At 71.4% G+C, this 18,361-nt stretch carries 16 protein-coding genes and 1 pseudogene; 1 reads left to right on the plus strand and 16 read right to left on the minus strand.

All coding sequences use genetic code 11. From position 1 onward, the window contains the following. Positions 1-2: 2 nt before the first annotated feature. The 16 genes from BLT23_RS14095 to BLT23_RS14170 all read right to left on the minus strand — a co-directional run bounded on the left by BLT23_RS14095 (position 3) and on the right by BLT23_RS14170 (position 17,171). Complete coding sequence (locus BLT23_RS14095; protein WP_090049215.1) at positions 3-1,067, minus strand: GNAT family N-acetyltransferase; 1,065 nt, start codon at positions 1,065-1,067, stop codon at positions 3-5. After that, positions 1,064-2,278 carry an MFS transporter gene (locus BLT23_RS14100; RefSeq protein WP_090049217.1) on the minus strand — a complete coding sequence of 405 codons (1,215 nt, stop codon included), beginning with the start codon at positions 2,276-2,278 and terminating at the stop codon, positions 1,064-1,066. The genes BLT23_RS14095 and BLT23_RS14100 overlap by 4 nt, the downstream gene beginning before the upstream one ends. Then, positions 2,275-2,676 (minus strand): thioesterase family protein, encoded by a 402-nt coding sequence (locus BLT23_RS14105; protein ID WP_090049219.1) that lies wholly within the window; start codon positions 2,674-2,676, stop codon positions 2,275-2,277. Before BLT23_RS14105 ends, BLT23_RS14100 begins: the two co-directional genes overlap by 4 nt. Continuing rightward, positions 2,673-3,827 carry an acyl-CoA dehydrogenase family protein gene (locus tag BLT23_RS14110; RefSeq protein ID WP_090049220.1) on the minus strand — a complete coding sequence of 385 codons (1,155 nt, stop codon included), beginning with the start codon at positions 3,825-3,827 and terminating at the stop codon, positions 2,673-2,675. The genes BLT23_RS14105 and BLT23_RS14110 overlap by 4 nt, the downstream gene beginning before the upstream one ends. A 48-nt stretch (positions 3,828-3,875) precedes the next feature. After that, entirely contained in the window at positions 3,876-4,862 is a 987-nt protein-coding gene (locus BLT23_RS14115; protein WP_090049222.1) for a 3-oxoacyl-ACP synthase III family protein, read from the minus strand. Between the two features lie 13 nt (positions 4,863-4,875). Further along, entirely contained in the window at positions 4,876-6,204 is a 1,329-nt protein-coding gene (locus tag BLT23_RS14120) for an aminotransferase (protein ID WP_218133741.1), read from the minus strand. 33 nt (positions 6,205-6,237) lie between these two features. Continuing rightward, positions 6,238-6,984 (minus strand): SDR family oxidoreductase, encoded by a 747-nt coding sequence (locus BLT23_RS14125; protein ID WP_176946748.1) that lies wholly within the window; start codon positions 6,982-6,984, stop codon positions 6,238-6,240. After that, positions 6,981-7,970, minus strand: a complete 990-nt coding sequence (locus BLT23_RS14130; protein ID WP_090049226.1) for a Fe(II)-2OG oxygenase family protein — start codon at positions 7,968-7,970, stop codon at positions 6,981-6,983. The genes BLT23_RS14125 and BLT23_RS14130 overlap by 4 nt, the downstream gene beginning before the upstream one ends. Before the next feature lie 64 nt (positions 7,971-8,034). Next, positions 8,035-9,282: an ATP-grasp domain-containing protein gene (locus tag BLT23_RS14135; RefSeq protein ID WP_090049228.1), complete on the minus strand. Its 1,248-nt coding sequence runs from the start codon at positions 9,280-9,282 to the stop codon at positions 8,035-8,037. Between the two features lie 110 nt (positions 9,283-9,392). Next, positions 9,393-10,091 carry a class I SAM-dependent DNA methyltransferase gene (locus tag BLT23_RS14140; protein ID WP_090049230.1) on the minus strand — a complete coding sequence of 233 codons (699 nt, stop codon included), beginning with the start codon at positions 10,089-10,091 and terminating at the stop codon, positions 9,393-9,395. Beyond that, the gene (locus tag BLT23_RS14145) at positions 10,084-10,752 is read right to left on the minus strand and encodes a DUF3800 domain-containing protein (protein WP_090049232.1); all 669 of its coding nucleotides are present in this window, start codon (positions 10,750-10,752) and stop codon (positions 10,084-10,086) included. The genes BLT23_RS14140 and BLT23_RS14145 overlap by 8 nt, the downstream gene beginning before the upstream one ends. Next, the gene (locus tag BLT23_RS14150) at positions 10,752-12,356 is read right to left on the minus strand and encodes a vWA domain-containing protein (RefSeq protein WP_090049234.1); all 1,605 of its coding nucleotides are present in this window, start codon (positions 12,354-12,356) and stop codon (positions 10,752-10,754) included. The genes BLT23_RS14145 and BLT23_RS14150 overlap by 1 nt, the downstream gene beginning before the upstream one ends. After that, positions 12,353-13,414 (minus strand): AAA family ATPase, encoded by a 1,062-nt coding sequence (locus BLT23_RS14155; RefSeq protein WP_090049237.1) that lies wholly within the window; start codon positions 13,412-13,414, stop codon positions 12,353-12,355. The genes BLT23_RS14150 and BLT23_RS14155 overlap by 4 nt, the downstream gene beginning before the upstream one ends. Positions 13,415-14,128: 714 nt before the next feature. Next, on the minus strand, positions 14,129-15,613 hold the full coding sequence (locus BLT23_RS14160; RefSeq protein WP_090049239.1) for a glutamate-cysteine ligase family protein: 1,485 nt from the start codon (positions 15,611-15,613) through the stop codon (positions 14,129-14,131). Positions 15,614-15,711: 98 nt separating this feature from the next. Further along, positions 15,712-16,350, minus strand: a complete 639-nt coding sequence (locus BLT23_RS14165; RefSeq protein ID WP_090049494.1) for a 4'-phosphopantetheinyl transferase family protein — start codon at positions 16,348-16,350, stop codon at positions 15,712-15,714. A gap of 2 nt (positions 16,351-16,352) precedes the next feature. Then, positions 16,353-17,171: a metallophosphoesterase family protein gene (locus BLT23_RS14170; protein ID WP_090049241.1), complete on the minus strand. Its 819-nt coding sequence runs from the start codon at positions 17,169-17,171 to the stop codon at positions 16,353-16,355. A 656-nt stretch (positions 17,172-17,827) separates the two neighbouring features. On the opposite strand from BLT23_RS14170, the pseudogene BLT23_RS41625 reads away from it, so the two are divergent. After that, positions 17,828-18,172, plus strand: a pseudogene (locus BLT23_RS41625) (transposase); the annotation flags it as partial. Between the last annotated feature and the right edge of the window lie 189 nt (positions 18,173-18,361).

Genomic DNA, 18,361 nt, shown 5'->3' on the forward strand with positions numbered 1-18,361 from the left:
GGTCAGGCCAGCGTCCTGCGCGCCGCGGCGGTGAGCGGCACGACCCACGCCGAGCGCGGCAGCTCCACCGCGCCCCTGCGCCGCTTGACCTGACCGGCGGAGATCGACAGGTCGATTGAGCGCACACCGGCGGAGCACGCCCACCTGACGACGGTGTGGAACACCGCGCCGAAGTAGACGGGAGCACCGGCGGTGGCGGCGTCGTCGAACCCCGCCTGCCGCACGAACGCCGAGGTGCCGTGCCGGACGACCGAGGCGAACCCGACCCGCTCACCGTCCCGGCGTGCCTCGACCAGCAGCGCGTCCGGCCCGAGGCAGGAGAGGTAGGCGCGGTGCAGCCCGGCGGCCTCGCCGGTCCGGTAGTCGTTGCCGTACTTGTGGTACAGCCCCATCTCCAGCGGCACGATCCAGTCGACGTCGGCCTCGGTGAGCGGGCGCACGTCGTAGGTGACGTTCGCGTCGCCGAGCTTGCGTTGGTCGGCGAGCTCCTTGGTCCTCTGCTTGCGCGGCAACGACCGCAGCCAGTCCTCATAGGACGGACCTGGCAGCTCGAGGCGATAGGTGGCGTGCGAGGGCACGCGGACCCCGCCGTGCGCCCGGAACGCCTCAGCCAGCTCTTCATCGGAGTCGTCGCAGTAGAGCGCGGCGATCGTGGCCGCGCCGAGGTCCGCCGCCGCCTCGGCGGCCTTGCCCACCAACGAGGTCAGCTCGCCGAGCCGGCCAGGCCCGTCGGCCACCGGGAACCGGCTGTGCCCCGGCCGCCTGCCGCCGAGCAGGTAGCACGGCAGCACGTCGGCCGACGGCCGTCCGGCCGCCTCCAGGAACAGGTCGAGGCGGGCGATCGGCCACGGGTTGCTGCGCTCGTCGAAGTGGTAGGCGGCGGCGAAACCGCCACCGGCCGACCACACGTAGAACGGCGGAACGCCGGCCACCTGCTCCTCGACCGCGAGCCACGGCCGTGACGCGTACAGGTGGTCCGTCGCGTCGATGCGGCCGAGCACCGCTTCCGGCAGCGCCGCGAGGTCGTGCGTCGCGCCGCCGAGGACGCGTTCCGGTGTCGTGGTCATGACTCCTTCTCCGACGGCGTCACCGCGGCCATGCCCAGGCCCGCGATGAGAACGAGCACCCCGGCGGCGACCAGCACCACTCGCGGTGACGAGACGGCGCCCAGCCCGCCCGCGAGCGCGGACCCCAGCGGCAGGCCACCGAACGCGAGCAGCCGGTACGCGGCGGTCACCCGCCCCAGCAGGTGGTCGGGCACCGCGCGCTGCCGGTAGGACACCGTGATCACGCTGCCCAGCACCAGGAACCCGGTGGCGGCGACGCCGAGGACGACGAGCGGCAGGCTCGGTGTGAGACCCGCCGTCGCGATGCCCAGTGCCAGCACGCCCTGGCCCACCAGCAACGTGCCGCGGTTGCCCAGCCACCTGACCAGCGCCGGTGCGCCCAGGCCGAGCACCAGCCCGCTGATGCCCGACGTCCCGATCAGCAACCCGTACTGCGCGGCGGTGAGCCCGAGCGGCCCGTCGTGCAGCGCGACGACCGGCAGCGCGGTCTGGAACGCCGCGTAGCCCGCGTTGACCAGCCCGACGCCGAGCGCGTAGACCGCGAGCCTGCGCCGGGTGAACAGGAACGCGAGCCCTTCACGGACCGAGAACCTCGCGGGCGCCACACCGGGTTCGCGGCGGGTCACCAGCTTGACCGCCGAGATCGCCGCTGCCGTGTAGAGCAGGGCGACCGCGCCGAACGAGACGCCGAGCGCGATGCCGGCGAGCAGACCGCCGATCGCGGGGCCCACGAGGAACCGCGTCACGAGCTCGGTGGCCTGCATCCGGCTGTTGGCCTGTTCCAGCTGTTCCCTGCCGACGACGCGGGGCGTGATGCTGTGCATCGCGGTGTCGCCCGCCGTCTCGGCGGTGCCGAGCACGAACGCGATCGCCGCCAGCGCGAGCACGTTCCCGCCGGACACGACCACCGCCACGCCGCACAGCAGCATCAGGGTGCGCACGACGTTCGCCAGCACCATGATCCGGCGGCGGTCGAACCGGTCGACGAGCACACCCGCGTGCAGTGCCGTCAACGCCCACGGCAGCCGCGCGGCCGTGTAGACGGTGGCCACGGCGGCCGGTCCGCCCCCCAGCTGCAGCGCCGCGATCGGCAGTGCGACCTGGTAGACGCCGTCGGCGAAGGTCGCGCTGCCCGCGCTGGCCCACAGCCAGCGGAACGCACCGGGCAGCCGGGACGGCGGCGCGGCCGGGGGAGCGGCGACGGCGGTCATGAGCGCGCCGCCTTCTCCTCGAAGCGGCGCAGGAACTTCTCGCGGTCGATCACCGCGCGCACGTGCGTGCCCCGGTACACGACCTCCACGCCGTCATGCGCCTCGACGGAGAACCTCAGCATTCGCCCGTCCACTTCGGACAGCGTCGACGTGACCGTGACGGTCCAGCCCTCCGGGGTGGCGCCGAGGTGCCGCGCGTCGTCGTGCTCGAAGCCCACGGTCATCTCGGAGGGCTCCAGCGCGTCCTCGACCACCCGCATCGACGTGACCTCCGCCAGCCACAGCAGGACGGGCGTGGCCAGCACCGGAAGGTCGTTCTCCCAGGCGGTCGCGCGGTCCCGGTCCCGCACGACGTGCTCGCGCACCGCGCTCGCGCCCACGGTGAACCGCCCGCTCATCGCGCACCCCGCAGGGCGTTGATCTGGTTCATGATGTTCTTGCGCTGCATCTCGGACGTGCCACCGGCGATCAGCGTGCCGAGCGCGTCCTGCACGTCCCGCGTGCTGTCGCCGCGCATGTAGCCGACGTGACCGCGCAGCCGCATCAGGTTCGTCGCGGCCTCGACCAGGCCCTCCGAGCCCACGAGCTTCGCCACCGAGCAGCGCAGGGACGCCTCGGGGTCGCGGTCGACCAGGGAGTCGATCGCCGCGAGCGACACCGCCCGTGCCACCTCGATGGTGACGCGGATGTCGGTGACCCTGCCCTGCACGTACTGGTGGTCGATGATCGCCGACCCGAACGCCTCCCGGCGCTCGGCGAAGTCGAGGACGCTGTCGAGCCGCGGCTCCAGGTAGGCGGCGGCGACGAGCCCGTAGAGCGCGCGGTCGAAGCTGATCACGTCGTAGAGCGTCCGCAGGCCGTCGCCAGGAGTGCCGAGGATCGCCTGCTCCGGCAGGAACACCTCGTCGAACCGCAGCGGCCCGGTCGGGCTGGTGCGCAGGCCGAGCAGCTCTTCCTGCACACCGCGGCGCACGCCGGGCGAGCGGAAGTTCACCAGGAACAGCGTGATGTCCCGCTTGCCCAGCTCGGGGACGCGGCCGAGCACGAGGCCGCGGTCCGCCACCGGCGCGTTGGTGATGTGGTTCTTGGCGCCGTTGAGCCGCCAGCCGTCCTCGGTCCGGCGGGCGGCCGTGGTGGTGCGTGCCACGTCCGAGCCGCCACGGGTCTCGGTCAGCGCCGTCGCGCCGACCGCTCCCCGCAGCAGCGGCGGGAGGAAGTGCCTGTGCGCCCACTCGTCGCCGTGCAGCACCAGCGCGCGCACCAGGCCCACATGCGCGATCAGCGACAGCGTGAACCCGAGGTCGTCGCTGCCCCTGGCCACCCCGGCCATCGCCACCGCGAGGTCCCGCCAGCTGCCGCCGCTGCCGCCCAGCTCGTGCGGCACGCCGATCTTGAACAGGCCGTGGTCGGCGAGCTGCCGCCACGACATCCGGTCGAACGTCTCCGCCTCGTAGGCACGTCCGGCCCTGGGCGCGACGATCAGCCGCGACAGCTCGGCGAACTGGTCGTCCAGCGACAGCGTCGGAGGCTGGATGAGTGCGATGGACATGGGGAAGCCTTTCTGCCGGCACGGGATGGTCGTTCGATGTGGTGGGGGTCAGTACCAGCGCAGGACCACGGCGCCCGCGGTCATCCCTCCGCCGACGGAGGCGAGGACGACGACGTCCCCGCGGCGCACCCGGCCCGCGGCGAGCGCTTCGTCGAGGGTGATCGGCACCGAGGCCGCGGCGGTGTTGCCGTAGCGGTCGACGGTGAGCGCGACCTTGTCCGCGGAGACACCGACGGCGCTGCCGACGGCCTCGATCAGCCGCGCGTTGGCCTGGTGCGTGATCATCAGGCCGACGTCCTCGACGCCCAGGCCCGCCTGCATCAGGGCCTCCTTGATCGCGGTGGGCAGCGCGGTCGTGGCGAAGTCCCACACCTTCGGGCCGTTCATGTGGAAGTAGTGGCGCCGTTCCGCGACGGTCCGGTGCGACGCCGGTTCGGCGCTGCCGCCCGCCGGGACGCCGACCACCTCGGCCTGCGTGCCGTCGGCCATCAGGTGCGCGGACAGCACGCCGTACCCGTCTGGCACCTCGCCGAGCACCACCGCGCCGGCGCCGTCGCCGAAGAACACGCTGGTGGTGCGGTCGCTGTGGTCCAGGATGCGGCTGTAGGCCTCCGCCCCGACCACCAGCATCCTGCGGTACTGCTGCGGGAACCCGCGCATCATGCCGACGGCCGCGGTGAGGCCGTAGACGAAGCCGGTGCACACGGCGGACACGTCGAACGCGGTGACCGCGCCCATGCCGAGCTTGGCCTGCAGCACGCACGCCGTCGCGGGCTGGATGTAGTCGGGGGAGGAGGTGGCCACCACCAGGCCGTCGATCTGGAGCTGGCTCAGGCCGCCCGCGTGCAGCGCGCGCATCCCGGCGATGGTGCCGAGGTCCGAGCTCGCGGCTCCGTCCGCTGCCCTGCGCCGCTCCCGGATGCCGGTGCGCCGGACGATCCACTCGTCGGTCGTGTCCACAAGGGACTCCAGCTCCTTGTTCGTCACAACCCTGCGCGGCAGGTACGAACCGGTGCTGAGAATGCCGATCGCCATGTCGACCTCCCGCTCAGTCCCGCACACCCTGCGCGGACAGGAACGTGCGGTAGGCCGCCGCGAAGCGGTCGACCATCTCCTCCAGGTCGGAGTCGGTGCTGACCAGAGGGGGCGCGAAGACGACGGTGTCACCGGCGAACCGCAGCAGCACGCCGTGCTCGGCCGCGGCCGTGACGAGCTCCCTGCCCGGTTCGCCCGGCCGCATCCCGCACGCCGCCGCGTCGAACTCGACGCCGCCGAGCAGCCCGTAGGTGCGGACGTCGCGCACCAGCGGGGCGCCGAGGAACTTGTCGAGCGCGTTGGTGAGCACCGGCGCCGCCGCCCTGACCCGGCCGGGGATGTCGCGCTCCCGCAGGATCGCGAGCGTCTCCCTGGCCACCGCCGCCGCGACCGGGTGACCGGAGTAGGTGAAGCCGTGGCCGAACGACCCGATCTCCTGCGAGCCCCGCGCGAGCACCTCGCACACCTCGCCGGAGACCAGCACCGCCGAGATCGGCAGGTACGCCGACGACAGTCCCTTCGCGACGGTGACCATGTCCGGCCGCAGCCCGAACTCGGTGGTGCCGAACATCGAGCCGGTGCGGCCGAACCCGGTGATCACCTCGTCGGCGATGAACAGGATGTCGTGCCGCCGCAGCACCTCCTGGACGCGCTCGTAGTACCCGTCCGGCGGGATGACGAGCCCGCCCGCGCCCAGGATCGGCTCCGCGATGAACGCGGCGATCGTGTCCGGCCCCTCCTCGCTGATCAGCAGCTCCAGCTCGTCGATCAGCCAGTCGACGAACTCCTCGTCCGACAGGCCGTTGGCCTGGGTGGAGAGCACGTCGGGGGTGTGCAGCCGCAGGAAGCCCGGCAGCGGGATGCCGAAGCCGTTGTGGATGTGGGCGAGCCCGGTGGCGGACCCGGCGGCGGTGGTCGCGCCGTGGTAGCCGCGGTGATGGGACAGGATCTTCTTGCGGTGCGAGCGGCCCTTCGCACAGTGGTAGAACCAGGCGAACTTGACCGCGCTGTCGTTGGCGTCGGACCCGGAGTTGCCGAAGAACACCCGCCCCATCGGGATGGGCGACAACGAGGTCAGGTCGTCGGCGAGGGCGACGGTGACGTCACTGGTGCGGTGGTTGAACGAACCGTAGAACGGCAGCCGTTCGAGCTGCCGCCTGGCGGCCTCGACCAGGCGCGGCTCGCTGTAGCCGAGCGTGACGCACCACAGGCCCGCGACGCCGTCGACGTACTCGCGGCCCTCGGTGTCCCAGACCCGCACGCCCTCGCCGCGGCTGATCACGTGCGGTGCCGTCGGCAGGCCGACGACGGTGTGCGGTTCGAGCAGGGTCGAACTGTCCATGGTGGACTCCTCAGACGTGGTGGTGAGCGGAGGTCACCGGCCTCCGCCGACTTCGAGCACGGCTCCGGTGGTGTAGGAGGACGCCGGCGAGAGCAGGAACCACACGGCTTCCGCCACCTCGTCCGGTGTGCCGATCCGGCCGAGCGGGACCGAGGCGCGCAGCCGCGCCGGCCGGTCCGGCACACCGTTGTCCTCGTGCAGATCGGTCTGCACCAGTCCAGGGGCGACGGCGTTGACGCGGATGCCCTCCGCCGCCAGCTCCTGCGCCGCGCCCCAGGTGAACGTGTTGACCGCGGCCTTCATCGCCGCGTAGTGCACCCATTCGCCGCCGCCACCCGTGCGGGCACCGGTCGACGACACGTTGACCACGGCACCGCCCGAGCCGCCCCGGCCGCGTGCCATCCGCCTGGCCGCCTCCCTCGTGCACAGCAGGGTGGAGCGCACGACGGTCCGGTACGCCTCGTCCGCCTGCCGGAGGTCCAGGTCGAGCAGCCCGGTGAGTCCTCCGGTGGTACCCGCGTTGTTGACCAGCGCGGTCACCGGGCCGAGCGTGGCGGTGGCCGTCTCGAACAGCTCGTGGACGTCCTCCTCCGCCGACACGTCCGCGCGCACCGCGAGCGCCGTGCCGCCCGCCTCGGAGATCTCGCGCACGAGGGCCTCCGCCGAGTCCTTGCTGGCGCGGTAGTTGACGCACACGGCCATCCCGGCGGCGGCGACCCGCCGGGCGACCGCGGCGCCGATGCCGCGGCCCGCCCCGGTGACCACGATCACGACGCTCAGCCGTTCACGACGCCGAAGCGCTCCGGCAGGAAGAAACCTTCGAACGCCTGAAGGCTGTAGACGTTGTGGGTCTTGAGCAGCCAGCGCTGCTTGAGCGATTCGATGTCGCGGATCTCGTGCACCTCACGGCCGTGGATGACGTGGTGGTTGGAGAACGTCACCGAGTCGCCGGGACGGGAGATGCGGACCTGCTTGCGCTTGTGCAGCGCGGCCAGGAAGCGGTCGAGCGCGCCCTGTGCCTCCTCGTCCAGGCCCTCCGTGCGGCCCTCGAACACCTTGGCGCCCTGGCCCTCGATCAGCACCGGGTGGTCCTTGGCGCGGCCGAGCTCCATCGAGGTCGTGGAGACGTCGTCGAACGGCGTGTAGAACCGCTCCTGGCTGAGGATCTCGACGTCGCGGTCGGAGAGCTCCTCGACCGCGTGCCGCGTCACCGTGAACGTCGAGTAGACCTCGTTCTCCGGGGTGTCGCGCAGGGTCAGGGTGTTCACGAAGTCCGGGCACACGAAGTGGTTCGTGAAGTCGCGGTGGAACTTCAGCGTCTTCAGCGTCTTCTGGGACTGCGTGTCGAACATCGACTCCTTCGGGTAGATGTCGTGGAAGAAGTCGCCGTCGTTGACGCTCAGGTGCCCGATCATCTCGGTGCCGGTCAGCAGGGCGTACATGCCGAGGAAGCCCTCGGCGACCCAGGTCTTCTTCAGCTGGTACTTCTCGCGCACCGGGTCGGCGGCGTTGAAGCGCGGCAGGTCGGGGTCGATCGGCGCGTTGCCGATGACCACGAACGGCTCCTTGGCGAAGTCGCGCAGCATCGAGGTCTCGCAGAAGTCGACGAACCGCGCCGGCACCTTGCGGTCGTCGCGCAGCTGCGACAGCTCGTGCATGAACTTGTCGTAGTCGGTGTAGGGGTGCGACTCGACGTCCAGCAGCACCTTGCCCAGTGCCTCGGACTCCTCGCGGGTGAACACGAAGCCGTAGTCGATGAACTTCACCGTTTTCCTCCAGGGTGGGGCGACGGACGGGCAGGGCGCCCGGCCGTTCGGGGTGAGAGCGGGATCAGACGAGCTCGAGCACCGTGGCGGCGTCGAGGAGGTCGAGATCGCGGCGCAGCGCCGCGTAGTCGTCGTTCCAGAGCAGCACCGACGCGGCGAAGTCGCGGATGTCGGTGGCGTCGCCGAGCAGGTCGCCCGGCCGCACGTTGCACGTCCAGCGGTGGTCGGAGACGATCGCGGGTCGTCGCAGTCCGGCGACGGTGCCCGCCTTCTTCGGGAAGTACACGTACGCGGCGAACGGGCCCCGGTACCCGGCCGGCGGCACGAACGGCTCTCCGCGCTGCAACGTGAAGAGCGCCTGTTCGATGTCCACGCCCCAGCGGATGCGGCCGGTCATCGGGATGAGCGCGGCGGGCGCCCGTGCGGCGATCTCCAGGAAGACCGGCTCACCGGAGGGATCGAGGAAGATCTCGTGGTGGAACACGCCGTCACGGGGCTTGTCCCGCAGCGTCGCGAGCACCTCCTCGTTGAACGCCTTGAGAACCGGCACCACCGGGTCGTCGTCGGGGAGCGTGAACGAGCCGTTGACCTTGCCGTCCGCGTATTCGTGGCACGGGTACAGGTCCTGGTTGACGTGCACGTGCACGATCTCGCCCGCCCGCACGGCCGAGTCGACGTGGTAGAGCGTGCCCCGCACGAACTCGTCGACCTCGAACTCCCACGGCCCGGAGTTCTCCGCCCAGGCCCTCAGTTCCTCCGCCGAGTCGACGCGGGCCACGCCGACCGCGCCGGACTCGTTGACCGGCTTGACGAACGCGGGCAGGCCGACGGTGCCGAGCACACCGGCGACGTAGCCGTCGGGGTCGCGGCTGAAGCTTTCCTGGTCCCACCGCACGTGCCGCGGCATCCGGATGCCCGGCAGCGCCGCCTTCATGGCGAGCTTGTCGGTGAACGCCCGCACGTCCGCGGGCCGGTCACCGGGGATGCCGAGCTTCTCCCGCACGGCCGCCGCCGCGCCGAGCACGTACTCGTCGTGGCACAGCAGCCGGACCTCACCCGGCCGCCTCTCCACGACCGCCTGCACGACACTCGCGAGCGCGTCGGGCGTGAAGTCCGACGTGACGACGACCTCGTCGAACACGTCCGCCCGGCCGCGGTCGCGGAGCATCTTCTCCTTGACGGGGCTGCAGACCAGCACCAGCGACCGGTCCGGCCGAGCCAGCGACGCCGGATCGACGCGGAAGGACGCGACGTTCTGGACGACGATGTCGAGCTTCCCGACGCGGTCGAAGCGTTGCTCGTTCTCAGGCATGCCCCGAATCTGGCACGCGGCTCACGGCGGTCACAGAGCCCCGGCGGACAGCTAGCTGCAGCCGGTCCGGCAGGTTGATGTCACCACCGTTGTTTAGTCCACAGTGGATCTCAGCTGACCTTCACCGCGACGAACACGTCCTCGCGTCCCGGCCGGTCCGGCGCGTCGCGCACGTCGGCGACCTCGAAGCCGCACGCCACCAGACTCGCCTCGATCTCGGCCCGCGACCGGAACCGCAGCGTCGAGTCCGAGGCGACCTCCGTGCCGTCCGCGAACCGGTACGTGTGCCGGAACGACACGAACGGCAGGTCCACGCCCAGCATCTCCCGCCGCTCGTGCACGCCGTCCACCACCCGCGAGGTCGTCTCCGCCCAGCCCTCCCACGCCCTGGCCTCCACCCGCCGCGACTCGAACACCAGGTGCCCGCCGGGCCGCAACGCCTCGCGCACACCGCCGAGCGTGGCCTCCCAGTCCTCGCCGAGGAACACCTGCGCCACGTTCGCCGTCATCGTCGCCAGGTCGACTTGGAGTGGGGGCAGGGTCGTCGCGTCGCCGTGCAGCCACGTCACCTCGGAGCTCTTGGCACGCGCCAGTTCCAGCGAGGCGAGTGCCGGGTCCACGCCGACGACGGTGATGCCCCTGTCCGCCAGCAGCGCGCCGAACACGCCCGTGCCGCAGCCGACGTCGAGCACCGACCGGGCGCCGAGCTCCGCGACGATCGCCAGGTACAGGTCCAGGTCGTCACGCGGCCCGTCGAACGCGTCGTAGAGCCGAGCCAGCCTCGGGTCGGCGAAGAGCGCGTCAGGCATTCCACATCCTCTCTCCGGCGACGAACGGCATCAGCAGTTCGATCACCTCCCTGTCCGGGCGCCCGTGCAGCTCGTCCTCCGCGACCCGCCGGGCGATCCCGGCGAGGAAGTCGGCGACCTGCACCCGCGCGTCGTGCTGCGAGTCGGCGAGCGTCAGGCTGCGCAGCCGGGGCGCCAGCCGCCGCAGCTGCCCGATCCGGGCCTCCGTCAACGACAGCTGCTGGTCGTGCACGATCGAGACCGGCCCGCTCCACTGCGCGACGGCACGCAGGATCGCCGGGAACAACGGGTCCAGCGCCCCGCGAGGTCCCCGTGCGCGCAGCAGGTCGTTGTACAGCTCCAACGGCCCGGTCACCGCGCCGAACTCCGCCCGCACCCGAGCGGCCAGGAACCGCCGTTTGTCGACCAGCTGCACGCGCGCCCGTCCCGCGAGCGGCCCGTCCGGCCCGAGGAACCACAGCAGCACCCACCGGTTCTTCCGGCGCAGCAGGTGGTTCGCCTTGTACTCCTGTGCGGGCGACTTGATCATCTCCCGCAGCTCCGCGACGCACGCCTCGGCTTCCTCGTGCGAGAACCGGACCGCGGCGTGCGCGAACACCGCCGTGACGCCGCCGACGAGCTTCTCGCCCTCGGAGCCGGACTCGTCGCAGGCGATCTCCATCAGGACATCCGGAACACGGGACCACGGGCGCGGAACGGCAGGTGCGCGCCCGCCGGGATCAGGAACGCGTGCTCGCGCCGAATCCTCAGCACGTCGCACCCTCCGTCGGTGATGACGAGAACCGGTCCGGTGGCGGGGAAGTCGTCGGCGCGTTCGAGCAGGTCGATTCCGGGCTGCAACACCGTTCCGCCGCGTCCGCGCACCTCCACCCTGCCCGCGATGTCCTCGACAGGGACGTACCCCGCGTCGTACGCCCTCGCGTCGCAGAAGACCACCCGTGCGGCGGGGACGTCCCGTGCGGCGGCGTAGGAGGCGATGGCGCCCAACGCCTTGCCGAGCAGCCGGGGGTCCATCGAACCGGACGTGTCCAGCACGACCCCGAACGTCGGCCGTGACTCCAGCGACTCCGGCCGCACCCAGCCCGGCCGCGGGATGTCCGGCGTGGACGCCTGCCGCCGTGACGCACGGGCGTAGGTGCGGCGCTTCTCCGCGGCGGGGACGAACTCCTCGAACCACCGCGCCAGCCGGGCGTCCCACGTCAGCGGCGGGTGCTCCAGCGCCCGGATCTCCTCGACGAGCCCGGCGGGCAGCAGCCCGCGCGACGACGAGTGGTAGCTCAGCCCCGTCAGCAACGCCCGCCGGTAGAACTCGTCGAGGTCCGTGCTGTCCGCCGGCCCCCGCAACGGCTCACCGAGCAGGTCGCCCTGCTTGCCCCGCAACGTGAGCAGCTTCCGGTACCGCCGCAGGTCGACGGCGATCCGGTCGTACACCGACTCGGCGGACAACCCGCCCAGCTCCGGGTCGTGCAGCACACCGGGAGGCGGCGTGCCCACCCCCATCTCGACCAGCCAGCCGTTCACCACGAAGTCCGCGGCCACGTTCCACAGGTACGCGTCCCTGCCGCCGACCCGGTCGCCGTGCCGCAACGCGGCGTGCAGCATCTCGTGCGCGAGCACGAACCGCCACTCCGGCCTGCTCAGACCCGCCAGCGGGTTCACGTAGATCTCCGCCGACGCCGCCGACACCGCCGCGATCGAGATGTCCCAGCCGCGCGCCAGCTCCGCGTCCGCCACCACCGTCATCGTCGACGCCAGCGCCCCCAGCAGCGGGTAGTTCGACACGAACCAGCCCAGCGCGAGGTCCCACTCCGTCTTCGCCGGCCGTGCGTCGGTCAGCGACGACCGCGCACCACCCGCCACGTCGATCGCGGCCACCGCGGCGTTCGAAAGCCCGGCGGCGAACCGCCGCGCCCACTTCTCCGGGTCCGCCGACGCCCCGCCGCGCACGCACCGGTCCGGCTCCCACGACGACGGCCGCGTCCCGAACTTCAACGCGGGCTGGAAGTCGAGCACCTCACCGCAGTCGAACGTGCCGAACCCCAGGTGCAGCAGGCAGTGCGCGAACACCCACGCCCACTCGTCCTCGGATGCCCTGCGCGTCGGATGTGCGATCAGCAGGCCGTCGAGCGAGATGTCGGCCCACGGGTGATCGGAGGTCCTGCGCACGTACGTGCCGAGAGCGGCGAACAAAGGGTGCCCGCTGATCCGCCTGTTCGCCGCCTCGAACGCGACCACGGCGGGATCGGCCTTCACGCGGCGGCTCATGAGCGTGCGGCGACCAGTCGCGGCAGATCCCGGGTGACCTCGACCAGGAACCACGCGGGCAGCACCGGGTTCCCGTCGTCGTCCGCGGCGATCACCATCTGCGCGATCTCCAGCGACAGCTCGGCCAGTTCCAGCAACAACGCCTTCCCCCGGTGCGCGAGCTGCTTGCCCGCGGCCGGCGCGTGCGCCTTGTCGTGCGGCAGCTCCTTCACCAGCCGGGCCCGGAACGCCTCGGCGAGGAAGTAGAGCAGGTCGCGGTCCTGCGGCGCCGACGGCCAGCGAGCCTCACCGCGCAACACGGCGTCCAACCCGTACGCGTGCCGCACCGTCTTCACGAACGCCTTGAACATCGACGCGTGGTTCGCCGTGACAGTCCCGAACGCCAGCACCCCGAGCAGGTCCTCGGAGATGTCGTCACCGAACGAGTGCAACGCGTCCGACAACATGTGCCAGCCACGAGGCGTCGAGAACGTCTCCTCCGTCTTCGGCGCCGCACTCCACAGGTGATCAGGACGCTGCGTGAGGTACTCGATCACCCACGGGTGAATCCCGCTCTCCCGAGCCCACGCCAGCCAGTCCTTCGCCGAAGCGCTGAGGTGCACGTGCACCATCCGGTTGACCAACGCGGACGCCATCGGCCGCGCCAGCGCGTTGTCGACGGCCCGGTTGCCCGCCCCGATGACGATCGACCCCTTCGGCAGCTCGTAGGACCCGATCCGCCGGTCCAGGATCAACGAGTAGAACGCCTTCTGCACCTCAGGACTCGACGCGTTGAGCTCGTCCAGGAACAGGCAGTACGGGTCACGCCGCGCGAGGGACTCCGGCGGCGCGAACCGCGACCGCCCGTCCACCAGCTCGGGAACCCCGATCAGGTCCTCCGGCGCGAGCTGCGTGCCCAGCAACGTCACGCACTCGAGCCCCAGCTCCGCGGCGAACTTCCGGACGAGCGACGACTTGCCGATCCCCGGTGCTCCCCACAGGAAGACCGGCCGGACGACGGCGACGTGCAGCAGCACCTCCGGAAGCTGTGCCGGCGTGACGGTGACTGTGGATCTCATCAGAGCTTGAGCATGCCCCACACGGGTGGTCCTGGTCGCCCGAATTTGTCCTCTGACCGTCGATGGGCCGTTCTTGTCGGTGGGAGCGGCTATGGTCTTCTCGTCGGTGGTTGCGGCGTCCAGACGCGTGGACGTGGCGGGCCGCCCTTGATTCCTTCGCGCGTTCCGCGCCGCCGGAGACCGGCCTGCCTCTCTTGTGGCACCTGCGTGTCGTTCGGTCACGCCTGTCCGCTCGGGTCGCCGTGGTCCGGCCACCGGGGTGTGCCGGGCTGTTCGGGTCTGTCGCCTCACGGGCGGCTTGTCCGAGCGGTGCGCTCGGTTGCTCGGGTTCGGTTGCTTGCGTTTGTCGCCCGTCAGGACGACGAGCCACGCAGTGCGTGGCTCGTGCGTGCCGTTCAGGTGGGTGCCTGCTTGAGCAGTCGCCTGGCTGGACGCGCAGGCCATCCATCGGCTTGCCCGTCGCGGGCGCCGCCGAGACGGCTCGCTTGCTGGTAGCCGGTGGTCCCTCGCCGACCGGTTGGCGTCTGTAGGGCCTTGCCGACCGGTTGGCCGGTTGGTGGGGCTTTGCCGGGCTGCTTGCTGTTCGGCAGTGCCCTTCGGGGCTGCTCCCTGCCTGGACGCATCCTGGCAGGCACCTCACCGGGCTGCCTTCACCAGGTTGCCCTCACCGGGGTCGCTTCCCACCGGAAGCTCCCCCGGCGAGCCTGGCCGGGCTCAGGCCCCGGTCACCGGCCAGGTGTGCACGGGCTCGTTGGCGTGCATCAGGTCGACGTAGGTGCGCAGCATCGTGCGCAGCGCGTCGGCCCGGTCGAGGTGCGAGTGGTCGTAGTGGCGGTGGAACTCGCGCGCCTGCCAGGTCGCGCCGTTGATGCCGCTCAGGCACCGCTGCTCGATCACCCCGAGCAGCCGGTCCCGCTCGGCCGAGTCGACGCCCCACCGGATCAACCCCTCGTGCGCGAGAGGAAGGAGTCGCCGCAGCACCAGCTCCACCACCGGCACGGTGCCGACACCGGGCCAGTACATCTGCGCGTCCATGCCGTTGCGGGAGGCGGCGTTGAAGTTCTCCTCGGCGGCCTGGAAGCTCATCTGCGACCACAGGGGACGCTCGTCCTCCGCCAGGGCTCGCACCAGCCCGAAGTACAGGGCGGCGTTGGCGAGGGTGTCGACGATGGTCGGGCCGGCGGGCAGCACGCGGTTCTCGACGCGCAGGTGCGGCTTGTCGCGCACGACGTCGTAGACCGGGCGGTTCCAGCGGTAGATGGTGCCGTTGTGCAGCTTCAGCTCGCTGAGGGTCGGCGTGTCGCCCTTGTCGAGGACGGCCAGCGGGTCCTCTTCATCGGTGATGGGCAGCAGCGCGGGGAAGTAGCGGACGTTCTCCTCGAACAGGTCGAAGATCGAGTTGATCCACCGCTCGCCGAACCACACGCGCGGCCGCACGCCCTGGGCCTTGAGCTCGTCGCCCCTGGTGTCGGTGGCCTGCTGGAACAACGCGATGCGGGTCTCGCGCCACAGCTCCTTGCCGAGGAAGAACGGCGAGTTGGCGCCGACGGCGACCTGCACGCCCGCGATGGCCTGCGCCGCGTTCCAGTAGGCGGGGAACTGCTCCGGCGACACCTGCAGGTGCAGCTGCGTGCTGGTGCAGGCCGCCTCGGGCACGATCGAGCTGGACGTGAGGTGCAGGCGCTCGACGCCGTCGATGGAGATCTGCAGGTCCTCGCCGCGCGCGGCCAGCACCTGCTCGTTGAGCAGCGCGTAGCGCGGGTTGCTCGACAGCAGGTCGGGTGAGATGTGCTTGCTGCGCAGGGTCGGCAGGATGCCGTTGATGACCATGTGGGCGCCGACCTCGCGCGCCTTCTCCTCGGCGGAGTTCAGGCTGCGCCGGACGGTCTCCTCGAACGAGGTGATGCCGCCGCCCGCGAGGCGGCGCGGTGCCACGTTGATCTCGATGTTCCACTGGCCGAGCTCGGTCACGAAGTCCGGGTCGTCGATGACCTTGAGGGCCTCGTGGTTCTTCATCGCGGGGTCGGCGTTCTCGTCGATGAGGTTGATCTCGATCTCGAGGCCGGTCATCGGCCGCTCGAAGTCGAACCTCGCCTCGCGCAGCATCCGCGCGAACACGTCGAGGCACCGCCGCACCTTGGTGCGGTACCGCGTGCGGTCCTCGCGCGTGAACTCGTGCTTCGCGACGTCCTCGCCCATGGTGGCCTCCCGGCGGTCGAGCGTTAAGCCCACCACTCCTTACCCCGGTTGATCAAGCCCGACACCCCCGGCTTTCCGGCTGGTCAGCCGGTCGGACGTCATGCGGGCACCGCGATGGCCGTGACCAGCACGTCGCCCTGCACGAGCCACCGCCCGCGGAACCCGGCGATCGGGGTGTCCGGCAGCAGGACGCGCGAGTGGAACGTGCCGTCGGCGGACAGCGTGATGTCGGCGTCCTCGAAGCCCAGCCACCGCCGGGTCAGGGGGAACCACGCCTTGTAGGTGGACTCCTTCGCGCTGAACAGCAGCCGGTCCCAGCAGATCTTGTGGTCCTCGGCCCGCAGGCCGGGCATCCGGTCGAGCTCTGCCTGGATCGCGATCGCGCCGAGCACGCCGTCCGGCGCGGGGGCGTGCGGTTCGGCGTCGATGCCGATCGTCCGGTAGTCGGTGTCCAGGGCGAGCGCGGCGGCGCGGTAGCCGGTGCAGTGCGTGAGGCTCCCGACGACGCCCGGCGGCCACTGCGGCTCGCGCTTCGGGCCGGGCAGGATCGCGACGGGTTCGACGCCGAGGCGCCGCATCGCGTCACGGGCGCACGCGCGGGCCGTGCCGAACTCGGAACGGCGCTTCGCGACCGCGTTGGTGATCAGCGCCTCCTCCTCGGGGAAGAGGTCGGCCGGCTGGGCGTCGTCGTAGCGCTCCACCGCCGCGATGGGCGGGGGGAGGAGTTGTTCCAGCACCTTCACAGCTCCCGAAGGACGTCGTGCAGCTTCACCCCGGTGGTGCCGCGCGGTTTCCACTCGCGCGGGTAGCCGAGCGAGACCTCGTCGAAGCGCACGCCGTCGTAGTGCGTCGTGCGCGGGATGTGCAGGTGGCCGTAGACCATCTCGACCGCGTTGAACCGCTTGTGCCAGTCGGCGGTCAGCGCCGTGCCGCACCAGAGCGCGAACTCGGGGTAGCGCAGCACGAACGTGGGGTCCCGGACGAGCGGGTAGTGGTTGATCAGCACCGTCGGCCCGCTCACCTGCGCGAGGCGTTCTTCGGTCTCCGCCACCCGCGCCCGGCACCACGCGTCGCGCGACGGGTACGGGTCCGGGTGCAGGAAGTACTCGTCCGTGCACACGACACCCGCCTGGCGCGCGATGTCGAGAGCGGATTCCACGTCCGTGGCACCTGGTGGCCGGAAGGAGTAGTCGTAACCCAGGAACAGTGGACAGACGGTGACCGGCCCTCCGTCCCCCTCGAACACGGCGTACGGGTCCTCCGGCGTCAGCACGCCGAGCCCGCGGCACAGCTCCACGAGCTGCTTGTAGCGCACCTCGCCGCGCGCCTGGTTGGGGTCGTCCTTGGTCGTCCACAGCTCGTGGTTGCCCGGTGACCAGACCACTCGGGCGAACTTGGCGCTGAGCTGCGTGAGCGTCCATTCGACGTCGGCGAACTTCTCGCCGATGTCCCCGGCGACGATCAACCAGTCGGCGGGGTCCGGCGCGACGACCGCCTCCACCACGTGACGGTTGTCCTGGTAGGTGACGTGCAGGTCGCTGGTGGCCCAAAGCTTCACCTCCGGACGGTAACCCGACCGTCAACGCGAAGATCACGACAACCGCCCGGCGACCGTTCGGCGACATCACCCGATGGTGGAAAGCGTGACACGACCGGTTATCCGTTCGTCGCAGACAGTGCACCACTCGTCTCACTTGGAATGGCCGTGCGTCGCCGCCTCCCGTCCGTTCATCGCCTCATGCGGTCCGTCCTCTTACCTGTTCCATGATCACCTTCCTACGGTGAGTGCTGTCACCTGACGGAAAAGTCCTGGCGGAGGACCACACCATGACCGAATCGCAGTACGCACGAACCCCGGACCCGCGGCTAGCGCGGCAGGTCCCGCCCCGCCAGGTGCCTCAGCGCTCCGTACCCCCGCGCCAGGGCCAGGTCCCGACGCGCTACGGCCAGCCGGTGGACCCGCGCCTCGTGAACAACCCGTCGTTCCGCCGCACCGTCGGCGCCGAGATCGCGAGGGCCCAGCACCAGGGCTACGCCGTCCCCCAGCGCCGCACCACGGCCGAGGACACGGCCCTGGCCACGCTGCTCCGCTCCCGTCAGCGCGCCGAGTCCGCCCGCCAGGACGCCCGGCCCGCCGACCCGGCGCGGCAGGAGTCCTGGACCCGCGCCTCGTCGTGGCCGGAGCAGCCGGCCGACACCGGCAGGGGCGACGTCATCGACCAGCTCGCGGCGCGCCTCGTGTCCCCGAGCCTGTGGGCGGTCGTGGAACCGCTCATCCCACCGGCCAAGGTCCGCAGGCAGGGCGGTGGCCGGGGCAGGGTGAGCAACCGCTCGGTCTTCACCGCGATCGTGTTCGTGCTGTCTTCCGGATGCGCGTGGCGCCACCTGCCCGCGTCGTTCGGCGTCACCGTCCCCACCGTGCACCGCCGGTTCCAGGAGTGGACCGACCTGGGGCTGTGGGTGCGGTTGAGGAGGGCCGCGGCCGAGGGGGCCTGCGGGACCGACGAGCTCGACTGGGTCCGCGCCGTTCTCGACGCGGCGGACCGGCGGGCGGCCAAGGCCGCCGGCTGACGCTCGTCGCTCTCGTGCCGGGGACGTCCTGCGAAGGGTGTTCCCCGGCTTTTGCGTGCCTGGGGGTGGGTGGGCTGCCGGGCTTGAGGGCGAGACTGGGCTGACCCGGCCTGGGTCCACACCGGGCTGACCGAGTCTGGGCCGTGCCGCCTGAGCCGAGCCGCCTGCCCGAGCCGT

Source organism: Lentzea fradiae, from assembly GCF_900100955.1.
Lineage (GTDB): Bacteria > Actinomycetota > Actinomycetes > Mycobacteriales > Pseudonocardiaceae > Lentzea > Lentzea fradiae.

Coding starts and splice junctions, on each gene's coding strand:
- BLT23_RS14095 (WP_090049215.1), bottom strand. CDS start 1,067: ATGACCACGACACCGGAACGCGTCCTCGGCGGCGCGACGCACGACCTC.
- BLT23_RS14100 (WP_090049217.1), bottom strand. CDS start 2,278: ATGACCGCCGTCGCCGCTCCCCCGGCCGCGCCGCCGTCCCGGCTGCCC.
- BLT23_RS14105 (WP_090049219.1), bottom strand. CDS start 2,676: ATGAGCGGGCGGTTCACCGTGGGCGCGAGCGCGGTGCGCGAGCACGTC.
- BLT23_RS14110 (WP_090049220.1), bottom strand. CDS start 3,827: ATGTCCATCGCACTCATCCAGCCTCCGACGCTGTCGCTGGACGACCAG.
- BLT23_RS14115 (WP_090049222.1), bottom strand. CDS start 4,862: ATGGCGATCGGCATTCTCAGCACCGGTTCGTACCTGCCGCGCAGGGTT.
- BLT23_RS14120 (WP_218133741.1), bottom strand. CDS start 6,204: ATGGACAGTTCGACCCTGCTCGAACCGCACACCGTCGTCGGCCTGCCG.
- BLT23_RS14135 (WP_090049228.1), bottom strand. CDS start 9,282: ATGCCTGAGAACGAGCAACGCTTCGACCGCGTCGGGAAGCTCGACATC.
- BLT23_RS14140 (WP_090049230.1), bottom strand. CDS start 10,091: ATGCCTGACGCGCTCTTCGCCGACCCGAGGCTGGCTCGGCTCTACGAC.
- BLT23_RS14145 (WP_090049232.1), bottom strand. CDS start 10,752: ATGGAGATCGCCTGCGACGAGTCCGGCTCCGAGGGCGAGAAGCTCGTC.
- BLT23_RS14150 (WP_090049234.1), bottom strand. CDS start 12,356: ATGAGCCGCCGCGTGAAGGCCGATCCCGCCGTGGTCGCGTTCGAGGCG.
- BLT23_RS14155 (WP_090049237.1), bottom strand. CDS start 13,414: ATGAGATCCACAGTCACCGTCACGCCGGCACAGCTTCCGGAGGTGCTG.
- BLT23_RS14160 (WP_090049239.1), bottom strand. CDS start 15,613: ATGGGCGAGGACGTCGCGAAGCACGAGTTCACGCGCGAGGACCGCACG.